The sequence below is a fragment of the Mycobacterium sp. genome (assembly GCF_049280035.1).
GTDB lineage: Bacteria > Actinomycetota > Actinomycetes > Mycobacteriales > Mycobacteriaceae > Mycobacterium.
The window spans coordinates 1-11526 of sequence record NZ_JBAPPI010000362.1 but is presented as its reverse complement, the minus strand read 5'-3'; the positions used below and the strand labels follow the sequence as shown (position 1 = coordinate 11526).

General features: G+C 64.3%; 11 protein-coding genes. 7 read left to right on the top strand and 4 right to left on the bottom strand.

All coding sequences use genetic code 11. The features are described from left to right. Positions 1-52 precede the first annotated feature (52 nt). Positions 53-1312 carry a cytochrome P450 gene (locus WAN71_RS12190; protein WP_422225571.1) on the top strand — a complete coding sequence of 420 codons (1260 nt, stop codon included), beginning with the start codon at positions 53-55 and terminating at the stop codon, positions 1310-1312. Here WAN71_RS12190 and WAN71_RS12185 read toward each other — a convergent pair. Further along, the gene (locus tag WAN71_RS12185) at positions 1309-1929 is read right to left on the bottom strand and encodes a hypothetical protein (protein ID WP_422225570.1); all 621 of its coding nucleotides are present in this window, start codon (positions 1927-1929) and stop codon (positions 1309-1311) included. The genes WAN71_RS12190 and WAN71_RS12185 overlap by 4 nt on opposite strands. Before the next feature lie 135 nt (positions 1930-2064). Here WAN71_RS12185 and WAN71_RS12180 point away from each other — a divergent pair, with 135 nt between their 5' ends. Both WAN71_RS12180 and WAN71_RS12175 read left to right on the top strand, forming a co-directional pair. After that, on the top strand, positions 2065-2958 hold the full coding sequence (locus WAN71_RS12180; protein ID WP_422225569.1) for a phosphoribosylaminoimidazolesuccinocarboxamide synthase: 894 nt from the start codon (positions 2065-2067) through the stop codon (positions 2956-2958). Further along, positions 2955-5102 (top strand): S9 family peptidase, encoded by a 2148-nt coding sequence (locus tag WAN71_RS12175; protein WP_422225568.1) that lies wholly within the window; start codon positions 2955-2957, stop codon positions 5100-5102. The genes WAN71_RS12180 and WAN71_RS12175 overlap by 4 nt, the downstream gene beginning before the upstream one ends. Here WAN71_RS12175 and WAN71_RS12170 read toward each other — a convergent pair. Continuing rightward, positions 5031-5477, bottom strand: coding sequence for a hypothetical protein (locus WAN71_RS12170; RefSeq protein WP_422225567.1), 447 nt, complete (start codon positions 5475-5477; stop codon positions 5031-5033). The two genes, WAN71_RS12175 and WAN71_RS12170, sit on opposite strands and share 72 nt — an antisense overlap. Positions 5478-5569: 92 nt before the next feature. Between WAN71_RS12170 and WAN71_RS12165 the strand changes: the two genes are divergently transcribed. After that, complete coding sequence (locus WAN71_RS12165; protein WP_422225566.1) at positions 5570-6133, top strand: TetR/AcrR family transcriptional regulator; 564 nt, start codon at positions 5570-5572, stop codon at positions 6131-6133. Between the two features lie 7 nt (positions 6134-6140). Here the strand turns inward: WAN71_RS12165 and WAN71_RS12160 are convergent, their stop codons facing one another. Beyond that, positions 6141-7733, bottom strand: a complete 1593-nt coding sequence (locus tag WAN71_RS12160) for a DHA2 family efflux MFS transporter permease subunit (RefSeq protein ID WP_422225565.1) — start codon at positions 7731-7733, stop codon at positions 6141-6143. 78 nt (positions 7734-7811) lie between these two features. On the opposite strand from WAN71_RS12160, the gene WAN71_RS12155 reads away from it, so the two are divergent. From WAN71_RS12155 to WAN71_RS12145, 3 genes are all read left to right on the top strand, one after another. Next, a complete protein-coding gene (locus tag WAN71_RS12155; RefSeq protein ID WP_422225564.1) occupies positions 7812-8300 on the top strand; it encodes a glutathione peroxidase in 489 nt (162 codons plus the stop codon). Between the two features lie 79 nt (positions 8301-8379). Further along, entirely contained in the window at positions 8380-9084 is a 705-nt protein-coding gene (locus WAN71_RS12150) for a DUF2334 domain-containing protein (protein WP_422225563.1), read from the top strand. A gap of 27 nt (positions 9085-9111) precedes the next feature. After that, positions 9112-10785 (top strand): FAD-binding dehydrogenase, encoded by a 1674-nt coding sequence (locus tag WAN71_RS12145; protein ID WP_422225562.1) that lies wholly within the window; start codon positions 9112-9114, stop codon positions 10783-10785. Here WAN71_RS12145 and WAN71_RS12140 read toward each other — a convergent pair. Continuing rightward, on the bottom strand, positions 10782-11420 hold the full coding sequence (locus tag WAN71_RS12140; RefSeq protein WP_422225561.1) for an MBL fold metallo-hydrolase: 639 nt from the start codon (positions 11418-11420) through the stop codon (positions 10782-10784). The two genes, WAN71_RS12145 and WAN71_RS12140, sit on opposite strands and share 4 nt — an antisense overlap. Between the last annotated feature and the right edge of the window lie 106 nt (positions 11421-11526).

Genomic DNA, 11526 nt, shown 5'->3' with positions numbered 1-11526 from the left:
CGCTAGTTGGCCGCTACCCGGACGCGGCCAAGTACACGCCGGGTGCCATCCTTTGACTCTCGCCGGCGCTCTCTCGGAAATCGACTTCACCGATCTGGACAACTTCGCCAACGGATTTCCGCACGAGCTGTTCGCTGTTCACCGCCGAGAAGCACCGGTGTACTGGCACGAGCCGACCGAGCACACCCCCGATTCAGAAGGCTTCTGGTCGGTCGCAACGTACGCGGAAACGCTTGCGGTGCTGAAGGACCCGGTGACCTTCTCATCAGTCACCGGCGGTGACCGGCCGTTCGGCGGCACGCTGTTACAGGACCTGGCCATCGCGGGCCAGGTGCTCAATATGATGGACGATCCGCGACATTCGCAGATTCGGCGACTGGTCAGCTCCGGGCTGACGCCGCGGATGATCCGTCTCGTCGAGGATGATCTTCGGGCCCGGACGCGTCGGCTGCTGGACGCGGTGGTGCCGGGCGAAGCGTTCGATTTTCTGGTTGACATCGCCGCCGAATTGCCGATGCAGATGATCTGCATCCTGCTGGGAGTGCCGGAGTCCGAACGGCATTGGCTCTTCGAGGCCATCGAGCCCCAGTTCGACTTTGGCGAGGCACGTACGGCTTCAATGTCACAGTTGTCGCAGCTCTCCGCCGAGGAGGCCGGGTCGCGGATGTACTCATACGGCCAGGAGCTGATCGCATCCAAGCGTGCCGAGCCGACCGACGATCTGTTATCGGTGGTCGCGAATGCAAAGCCGGACGACTTCGAAGGGGAAGCCGCGCCGGCCATGTCGGATCTTGAGCTGTATCTGTTTTTCAGTCTGCTGTTCAGCGCCGGTGCGGAGACCACGCGCAACTCGGTGGGCGGTGGGCTGCTGGCGCTGGCGCAACATCCGGAGCAATTGCGCGCACTGCGTGAGGATCTCGATATGCTGCCGACGGCGGTCGAGGAGATGGTTAGGTGGACGTCGCCGTCGCCCTCCAAGCGGCGCACCGCCACCCGCACCGTCACGCTGGGCGACGTGTCGGTCGAGGCGGGACAAAAGGTACAGATCTGGGAAGGCTCGGCCAACCGGGACGCCAGCGTGTTCGACTGCGCCGATGAATTTGACATCGCCCGAAAGCCCAACCCGCACTTAGGTTTCGGTCAGGGTGTGCACTATTGCCTAGGCGCCAATCTGGCCCGGCTGGAACTGCGAGTGCTGTTCGAAGAGCTGCTGTCGCGTTTCCACACCGTGCGAGTCGTGCGGCCGGTGGAATGGACTCGCAGCAACCGCCATACCGGTATCCGGCACCTGGTCGTGGAATTGCTCGGTTAGCGTGCCCTGACGGCAATCCCCGCCGAGCGCAGTTCGAGGGCGGCGAGCCGTCGGATCGCGCCGGGATCCGCAACGCGCCACGCGCCGACCGGGTCGGGGCTGACGGCGGTCAGCCTGCGCAACGGCCGGTTGGCCAGCGCCCGCAGCGCTAGCAGCTGTTCGCCGGCCGGTGTGGTCGCCAGAGTGCTCACGGTCCACTTGCGTCGGAAGAACCGGATGCGCAATACCAGCCAGGGCATCACCATTGCGAGGGTCGGCGGCGCAGCGACGGCCAGTGCCAGCACCACCGCCAGCCAGGAGGCGGTGGTGTCCAGGTTGTGCCCGGCGCCGGCGATGTCGAGGGCGGCCTTACTGGCCGCGGTGAGCGGCTCGCTGACCGCGTCACCGACCAGTGGGATGCGATTGGCACTATGGCCGGCCGACTTCAGGTTGTCGGCGACACCACCCGCGCCGCCTTCGACCTGCCGACCCACTGCGGCGATCGTCGACACTGCGCTGTGGACGGCCAGACCAACCAGGACCCAGATAAAGGTCCAGATGACGACGACGACATCACTGGTCAACTGCGCCAACAGTCGGCCCGGAGTAGTGGCGTAGGGGAGAAACCGCGATTTCATAGGCTTGATCCCAACACACCGGGAGGTGCCCCCACCTCAGGCCTTCCAGGCCTGCATCGTCACCCGGCCCGGCTGATTGCCGGCTTCCTCCTCAGGCCTTCCAGGCCTGCATCGTCACCCGGCTAGGCTGTCCCGGTGCGTCCCGCTCTGTCCGACTACCAGCACCTAGCCAGCGGCAAGGTCCGCGAGCTCTACCGCATCGACGCCGATCACCTGTTGTTCGTCGCGACCGACCGGATTTCAGCGTTCGACTATGTACTCGACAGCACGATTCCCGACAAGGGTCGGATTTTGACGGCGATGAGCGTTTTCTTCTTCGACCTCGTCGAGGCGCCCAACCACCTTGCCGGTCCGCCGGACGATCCGCGCATCCCGGACGAGGTCGTTGGCCGCGCACTGGTGGTGCGAGAGCTGAAGATGGTTCCGGTGGAGTGCGTCGCGCGCGGCTACCTGACCGGCTCCGGATTGCTGGATTACCAGCAGACCGGCAAGGTCTGTGGCATCTCGTTACCTCCGGGCTTGGTCGAGGCCAGCAGGTTCTCCTCGCCGCTATTCACCCCGGCGACGAAAGCCGAACTGGGACAACACGATGAGAACATCTCGTTCCCTCGGGTGATCGAGATGGTAGGTGGGGTCCGTGCTAATCAGTTGCGCGATCGCACTATCCAGACCTATATACAGGCGGCCGACCACGCGCTGAGAAGAGGAATCATCATCGCAGACACCAAATTCGAGTTCGGTATCGACGCGCACGACAACTTGGTGCTGGCCGACGAAATCTTCACACCAGATTCGTCGCGGTACTGGCCGGCCGCCGATTACCGCGCCGGCATGGTGCAGGCCAGTTTCGACAAGCAGTTCGTCCGTAACTGGCTGACCGGCCCCGACTCTGGCTGGGACCGCTCGGGATCCAAGCCTCCGCCGCCGCTGCCCGAGAGCATCATCGACGCCACCCGTGACCGTTACGTCGAGGCATACGAACGGATTTCCGGGCTGCGCTTCGACGACTGGATCGGGCCGGGGGCATGAGCAACCTACCGCCACCACCCGTCGCCAAGCGGGTGGAGAGCCGACGGGAATTTCACGGCGACGTATTCGTCGACCCGTACGAATGGCTGCGCGACAAGTCCAGTCCAGAAGTGATCGCACATCTGGAAGCAGAGAACGACTACGCCGACCAGGCGACCGCCCCTCTCGAGCCGTTGCGGCAGACGATTTTCGACGAGATCAAAGCACGCACCAAAGAGACCGACCTGTCGGTGCCGATCCGGCGCGACGATTGGTGGTATTACGCCCGCAGCTTTGAAGGCAAGCAATATGGTGTCCAATGCCGGTGTCCGGTGATTGATCCGACCGACTGGAACCCGCCGATCTTCGACGAGCACACCGAGATCCCGGGTGAGCAGATTTTGCTCGACGAGAACGTCGAAGCCAAGGGGCACGACTACTTCTCACTGGGCGCTGCCAGCATCAGCCCCGACGGCAATGTGCTGGCGTACTCCGTCGACGTGGTCGGCGACGAGCGTTATACGTTGCGGTTCAGGGATCTTCGCACCGGTGAGCAATACCCGGACGAGATCGTCGGCATCGGCGCCGGAGCGACCTGGGCCACCGACAATCGAACCGTCTACTACGTCACGGTCGACGCGGCGTGGCGCCCCGAAACGGTGTGGCGACACCGCCTCGCCTCGGGTCTGCCCGCGGAGAAGGTTTATCACGAAGCCGATGAGCGGTTCTGGCTTGCGGTGGGCCGGACCCGCAGCGACGCGTATGTGTTGATCGTGTCGGCGTCGGCGATTACCTCAGAGGTCCGCTACGCGGACGCCGCGGATCCGCATGCCGAGTTCGTCACCGTGTTGCCACGGCGCGACGGCGTCGAGTATTCGGTGGAACACGCAATCGTCGACGGGCAGGACCGGTTTTTGATCCTGCACAACGACGGCGCGGTCAACTTCACCCTGGTGGAGGCACCTGCCGATGACCCGACCGCGCAGCGCACGCTGATCGAGCACCGCGACGACGTGCGACTGGACGGTGTCGACGCCTTCGCCGGCCATCTGGTGGTCAGCTACCGCGGTGAGGCATTGCCGCGAATTGAGCTGTGGCCCATCGACGGCGCCAGCTACGGACGGCCTGAGGAGATCTCGTTCGACTCCGAGCTGATGTCGGCCGGCCTGGGCGCCAACCCGAATTGGGACTCACCGAAGCTCCGGATCGGTGCGGGATCGTTTGTCACTCCGGTACGGATCTACGACCTGGATCTCGTCACCGGCGAGCGCACCCTGTTGCGCGAGCAGCCGGTGCTCGGCGACTACCGGCGCGAGGACTATGTCGAACGCCGCGATTGGGCGTACGGCTCTGACGGAGCCCGGATTCCGATCTCAATCGTGCACCGTGCCAACGTCGAATTTCCCGCTCCGGCACTCGTTTACGGCTACGGTGCGTACGAGATTTGCGAGGATCCACGGTTCTCCATCGCTCGGCTGTCGCTGCTGGACCGCGGCATGACGTTCGTCGTTGCGCATGTGCGCGGGGGCGGCGAGATGGGTCGGCCGTGGTACGAGCACGGCAAGCTGTTGGAGAAGAAGAACACCTTCACCGACTTCGTCACGGTCGCGAACCATCTGGTGGACTCCGGACTGACCCGACCGGAGCAGCTGGTGGCACTTGGCGGCAGCGCAGGTGGGCTGCTGATGGGCGCAGTCGCCAACATGGCCCCCGATCTTTTCGCCGGAATCCTGGCGCAGGTCCCGTTCGTCGACCCGCTCACGACAATTCTGGACCCGTCGCTGCCGCTGACAGTCACCGAGTGGGACGAATGGGGAAACCCGTTGAGCGACAGCGATGTTTATCACTATATGAAGTCGTATTCGCCGTATGAGAACGTCGGCGCCCAGAAGTATCCGCCGATCCTTGCGATGACCTCGCTGCACGACACCAGGGTCTACTACGTCGAACCGGCGAAATGGGTAGCAGCGTTGCGGCACACCAAAACCGACGGTAATCCGGTGCTGTTGAAGACCCAGATGACCGCCGGCCATGGTGGAATCAGCGGGCGTTACGAACGCTGGAAAGAGGTGGCCTACCAGTATGCCTGGCTGTTAGCAGCCGCCGATCGCGACCACTACGGCAGCGGCCAGGTAGATGATCTCCTCAGCGGTGCGCAGGGGTAGCTGCGTCGTCATCGACTTGGGCGGATTAGGCATCCGCGCCGCATAGATGTTGGCCGGGAACATTGCCACCATCAGCAGCAGCAGGCAAACGGCCGCGGCGACCCGAGTGGCCGGAATCAACAGACCTGCCGCGCCAAGGAGTTCCAGCACGCCGGTGACGGTCACCAGCAGGCCGGCTGCCGGTAGCTGCGCGGGCACGATCGCAATCAGCGCAGCGCGGAGTGGCGGGGCGAAGTGCGCGACACCGGTCAGAACGAACATCGCGGCAAGCCCGACGGCGATCGCTTTGACCCAGTTGTCGACATACACGGCACCGGCCCAACCCGCGAGCCGGGCAACGATGCTGCCCGCCAACAACGTGATCAACGGAGCCATTTCCAATCTCCAATCTAGACAGTGACAAGTTCTGTCGGTCGAGCCTACGATTAGAACTAGCCACTGTCAAGTTCGTCGGTTATGGTGGCGTTATGAGTCGCCCGACCTACCATCACGGGGATCTGCGGGCCGCGATCCTGACCGAGGCCGCACGCCTTGTTTCCGACCTCGGCGCCGACCGGGTGTCGTTGCGCGAGCTGGCGCGCGAAGCCGGGGTGTCACACGCAGCCCCGGCGCATCACTTCAGTGATCGGCGCGGCCTATTCACCGCGCTGGCCGCCCAGGGGTTCGAGTTGTTGGCCGCGGCCCTCGCCGATGCCGGGCCCCGGTTCCTCGATGCCGCGCTGGCGTACGTGCGGTTCGCCCTCGAGCATCCGGGCCACTATCGAGTGATGTTCGACACGTCGTTGGTCGATCCGTCAAACCTGGAACTGGCCGCCGCAAAAGCGGCTGCCGGCACCGAGTTGTCTCGGGGTGTGGCGTCGCTGCCGGACCAGCACGCGAAAGCGGATCCGGCCGGTGCCGAGCTGGCGGCTTGGTCACTGGTGCATGGGTTTTCGATGCTATGGCTCAATGACGCGGTGAACGCCCGGCTAAAGGCGACCGATCCGATGGCTACCGTCGAACGGATCGCGAGGATGCTCTTCGAGGAGTAGCGCGCAACTAGTACGCCGGCACCGGCGTCTGGCGCTTGCCCGCCGGCGGTGGCTTGTTGGGCAGGAACGCGACTGGCACAAGTGCCAACGCAACAATGACGATCGACACCACGATGACCAGTGTGTAGGCGTGTGTGAGGTCGTGCATCAGCCGGATGGTGAAATCGGGGGAGACCTCGTGGTGAGACGGCGCCGGCGGACCGTGTTTCCCAAGTTTTCCTCGTAGGATCCCGAGTTTCTCTGCGGTAGTGATGCTTTCGCTGCGGTTGAATTGACTGGTCAAAATAACCGACATCAATGCGGTGCCGACCGAAGCGGCGACGTGCTGATTGACACTGAGCAGCGTCGACCCGCGCGCCACCTGGTGGGGCGCCAAGGTCTGCACCGCCGATCCCGCAAGCGGCGTCATGGTGCAGCCCAGGCCAACGCCGGTAATGATCAGTCCCACCAGCAGAATCGGCAGATAGTCAGCTTGTTTCCAAGCGCCATAGGCGAATACGGTCAGTCCGGTACTGATTAGCGTGATCCCCACCAGCAGGACATTGCGGGGTCCGCGTTTGTCCATCAAGGTCCCGGCTAGCGGCATTGTCAGCATTGCGCCAAGTCCTTGCGGGATCAGATGAAGCCCGGACTGCAGCGGCGTCTGATGCAGCAGCTGTTGGAGATAACTGGGAAACACCAGGACGGCGCCGAAGAACCCGACGGAGAACACGAACATTGCCGAGTTGGCCAGCGTCACCGCCCGATTCTCGAACAGCCGCAGGTCGATCAGTGGATGCTCGGCACGGGACAGCGCGTGCAGAACAAACGCCGCGATCAAGGTCATCCCGATGAGCGCCGGTATCCACACATGGATGTCGGTGAACGTGCCGTGCCGCGGAACCGAAGAAATCCCGAACAGCAGTGTCGCCAACCCGGGCGACAGCAGGAGCATTCCGACGAAGTCAAACGTCTCCGACGGTGTCGGGCGATCCTTGTGGAACACCACCGCGGCGAGGATGAGCACGATCACGCCGAGTGGCAGGTTGATTCGGAAAATCCATTGCCAGCCGTAGGCGCCGATCAGCCACCCGCCGAGGACCGGCCCGCACATCGGGCCAAGAAGCATCGGGATACCCAGCACTGCCATCAACCGGCCGAGCCGCCGCGGACCGGCCTCGCGCGTCAAGATGATCAACGTCAACGGCACCAGGATCCCGCCGCCGAGTCCCTGTATCACTCGAAAGGCGATGAGTTCGTTGATATTTGACGCCATCGAGCACAGCAGCGACGCCAAGGTGAACCACAAAACCGCGCCCAAGAACAGCCGTTTGGTGCCGAACCTGTCGGAGGCCCAACCGGCCAGCGGGATCACGCTGGCCTGCGCGAGCGTGTAACCCGTCATCGTCCACGCGACGACGGCCTGAGTGGATCCGAACTCCCCGATGAACGTGCGCTGTGCCACGCTGACGACCGTGGCGTCCAGGATCGCCATAACCGAGGCGAAAATGCAGACGCCGGCGATGCGCAGCAGGCCGGCGTCGAGAGCATCCGGGTAGTCAGGCAGGTCGCCGGCGGCCGGTTCGCTGTTGGCGGTCGACGGCGCCGCGGGAGAGACCATGATCCCCACACTAACGAGAAACTAGCTAGCTAACCAACATACTTTGCGCTGGGTGCGATCGGGGTAGCGTGGGCGGGTATGACTGTGACCGAGATCGCTTTGACCACACTGGATGGCCGTCCGACGTCACTGGCCGACTACAGCGACCACGCGGTCTTAGTGGTCAACGTGGCGTCCAAGTGCGGCCTGACACCGCAGTACGCTGCGCTGGAACAGCTCGCGAAGAACTACGGTGACCGCGGGCTCACGGTCCTTGGGGTTCCGTGCAATCAATTCATGGGTCAAGAGCCCGGCACCGCCGAAGAAATCCAGACCTTCTGTTCCACCACTTACGGTGTGACGTTCCCGCTGTTAGCCAAAGCCGAGGTCAACGGGCCTGGCCGGCACCGGCTTTACCAGGAACTGACCAAGACGCCCGACGCCGTCGGCGAGGCCGGTGACGTGCAGTGGAACTTCGAGAAGTTTCTGATTGCTCCCGGTGGCAAGGTAGTCAACCGATTTCGTCCACGGACGGTGCCCGACGCGCCGGAGGTTATCGCCGCGATCGAGGCTGTGCTGCCGAATTAGCTGGTCGCAGGGCCGGATCGACGTCTTCTGTCCGTGTGTATGTCACCATTTGGACACCTGGCATCGTCAAAATTGTGGTGTGTCTGGGAAGTTGATCGTTTCGGTCTCCGGGGTCTGTGAACGGACGTTGGACGACGTGGCGGCGTTCTGCGCACAGATGGACGCCCGAGCGGTGCCGGTGTCGTTGCTGGTGGCCCCACGGCTCAAGGGCGGCTACCGGCTCGACCGTGACCCGCACACCGTCGAGTGGCTGGCCAGCCGGCGGGCGGCCGGTGACGCAATCCTGTTGAACGGCTATGACCAGGCCGCCACCAAGAAACGGCGTGGCGAGTTCGCGGCGCTGCCCGCCCATGAGGCCAACCTGCGAATTATGGCCGCCGACCGAGTGCTCGAGCACCTCGGACTGCGCACCCGGCTGTTCGCGCCGCCGGGTTGGACAGCGTCGCCCGGAACGGTTAAGGCGCTGCCACACAATGGTTTTCGACTGCTGGCTGATCTGCACGGAATCACCGACTTGGTCCGGCAGACGACCACGCGGGCACGAGTGTTAGGCATCGGAGAAGGTTTCCTGGCCGAGCCGTGGTGGTGCCGGATGTTGGTGCTCTCCGCTGAGCGCGTGGGCCGCCGCGACGGCATCGTCCGAGTTGCGGTCGCGGCCCATCACCTGCGCAAACCCGGCCCACTGCAAGCGATGCTGGACGCGGTGGACCTGGCATTGCTGCAGGCCTGTGCGCCTACCGTGTACCGGTGGCGGGCCGTTCAGACGGTTCTCGACGCAGCCTGACGGCTCGGGTCGCTACTGTGTAGCGCCATGAGCGATACCGCAGCTGGGTCGGCGGGGCCGACCGCTGACGTCATCATCGTCGGGGCGGGCCTGGCCGGCCTGGTGGCAGCCTGCGAGGTGGTGGACCGCGGTATGCGGGTGCTGATTCTCGATCAGGAGAACAGCGCCAACCTCGGCGGGCAGGCATTCTGGTCGTTCGGGGGATTGTTCTTCGTCGACAGCCCCGAGCAGCGCCGCCTGGGCGTTCACGACAGTCACGAACTCGCTCTACAGGATTGGCTCGGCACCGCGGCCTTCGACCGACAAGAAGACTATTGGCCGCGCCAATGGGCACATGCTTACGTCGATTTCGCCGCCGGAGAGAAACGCAGCTGGCTGCGTGCCAGGGGCCTCCAGATTTTCCCGCTGGTGGGGTGGGCCGAACGCGGCGGCTACGACGCGCAGGGGCACGGCAACTCGGTGCCCCGCTTTCACATCACCTGGGGAACCGGGCCGGCTCTGGTGGAAATGTTCGCGCGGCGGTTGCGGGACCAGCCGAAGGTGCGTTTCGCGCACCGCCACCAGGTGGACGAGCTGATCATCGAGGGCGGCGCGGTGACCGGGGTTCGGGGCACCGTCCTGGAACCCTCATCGGAACCGCGCGGTGTTCCGTCATCACGAAAGGCTGTTGCGCAGTTCGAGTTTCATGCTCCGGCGGTGATCGTCACCAGCGGCGGCATCGGCGGCAATCACGAAATGGTGCGGGCCAATTGGCCGAAGCGGATGGGCCGGGTGCCCGACCAACTACTCAGCGGCGTGCCCGCCCACGTCGACGGCCGGATGATCGCGATCACCGAGAAGGCTGGCGCCCGGGTGATCAACCGCGACCGGATGTGGCACTACACCGAGGGCATCACCAACTACGACCCGATCTGGCCGCTGCACGGCATCCGGATCATCCCAGGGCCGTCGTCGCTGTGGTTGGACGCCAAGGGCAAGCGGCTGCCGGTCCCGCTGTATCCAGGGTTCGACACGCTCGGCACGCTGGAGTACATCGCAAAGTCGGGCTCCGACTACACCTGGTTTGTGTTGAACGCCAAGGTCATCGAGAAGGAATTTGCGTTGTCCGGTCAGGAACAAAACCCCGACCTGACCGGGCGCAGCGTCCGCCAGCTGCTGTCGTCGCGGGCCCGGTCGGGCCCGCCGGGCCCGGTGCAGGCCTTCGTCGATCGGGGCGTCGACTTCGTCAGTGCAGACTCATTGCGCGAGTTGGTAACTGCGATGAATAAACTGCCCGACGTACTGCCGCTGGACTACGCGACGGTGGCCGAAGAGGTCACCGCGCGCGATCGTGAGGTGGTCAACCGTTTCACCAAGGACGGCCAGATCACCGCGATCCGTGCTGCCCGTGGTTATCTGGGTGATCGCCTGGGCCGAGTGGTCGCTCCGCACCGCTTGGCGGATCCCAAGGCCGGACCGTTGATCGCGGTCAAGTTGCATATCCTGACCCGAAAGACGTTGGGCGGGTTAGAGACCGACTTGGACTCACGGGTGCTCAAGGCCGACGGGACTCCGCTCGACGGGCTTTACGCGGCCGGCGAGGTAGCCGGTTTCGGCGGCGGTGGTGTACACGGTTACCGCGCCCTGGAGGGAACGTTCCTGGGCGGGTGCATCTTCTCGGGCCGCGCCGCCGGCCGCGGTGCCGCAAGCGACATCGCCTAGAAGGTGACCGCGCTTTCTTCGGGCAGCACTTGGAAGTCGGTGCTGGTCATCTCACTGAGCCGGCCGTAATAAATGCCGCGGGCGTCCGGAGCGATGATGCCCTGGTGGATCGGCACCGCCCGCGCCGGCGCAACCGCCCGTAGGTAGTCGACGGCTTCGGACACCTTCATCCACGGCGCTGCCGCCGGAGCGGCCAGCACGTCTATCGGCTCGTCCGGGACGAATAACGCATCACCGGGGTGCATGAACCGAGCGGGGTGCTCGCCGTCACCGACTAAATATGAAATGTTGGTTATCACTGGGATTTCGGGATGGATGACGGCGTGCTGTCCACCGAGTGCGCGGATGGTCAGCTCACCAACTGACAGCTCGTCGCCGACCTGCACCCGCTGACACGGCACGTCAAGCTGCTCGGTGGTCTGCGAGTCGGCGTAGAGTGCGGCATCTGGATTTGCGTCCAGCAACGCCGGCAGTCGGGCGGCGTCGACGTGGTCGGGATGCTGATGGGTGATCACAATCGCCGACAGACCAGTGATGCCCTCGAAACCGTGCGAAAAAGTACCCGGATCGAACAGCAGGATGGTGTGGCCGAACTCGGCGAGTACGCACGAATGGCCGAAATGCGTGAGTTGCATGTCTACGATTGTGCGCTCATGGGGTGCAGCGCATGCGCCTAGTTCTGGTGGCGATGCTGATCGCGGGCGGACTGGCGGCGACGTGCGTGCCGTCGTCGGGCATCGC

Coding starts and splice junctions, on each gene's coding strand:
- WAN71_RS12160 (WP_422225565.1), bottom strand. CDS start 7,733: ATGGTCTCTCCCGCGGCGCCGTCGACCGCCAACAGCGAACCGGCCGCC.
- WAN71_RS12185 (WP_422225570.1), bottom strand. CDS start 1,929: ATGAAATCGCGGTTTCTCCCCTACGCCACTACTCCGGGCCGACTGTTG.
- WAN71_RS12165 (WP_422225566.1), top strand. CDS start 5,570: ATGAGTCGCCCGACCTACCATCACGGGGATCTGCGGGCCGCGATCCTG.
- WAN71_RS12170 (WP_422225567.1), bottom strand. CDS start 5,477: ATGGCTCCGTTGATCACGTTGTTGGCGGGCAGCATCGTTGCCCGGCTC.
- WAN71_RS12140 (WP_422225561.1), bottom strand. CDS start 11,420: ATGCAACTCACGCATTTCGGCCATTCGTGCGTACTCGCCGAGTTCGGC.
- WAN71_RS12155 (WP_422225564.1), top strand. CDS start 7,812: ATGACTGTGACCGAGATCGCTTTGACCACACTGGATGGCCGTCCGACG.
- WAN71_RS12145 (WP_422225562.1), top strand. CDS start 9,112: ATGAGCGATACCGCAGCTGGGTCGGCGGGGCCGACCGCTGACGTCATC.
- WAN71_RS12175 (WP_422225568.1), top strand. CDS start 2,955: ATGAGCAACCTACCGCCACCACCCGTCGCCAAGCGGGTGGAGAGCCGA.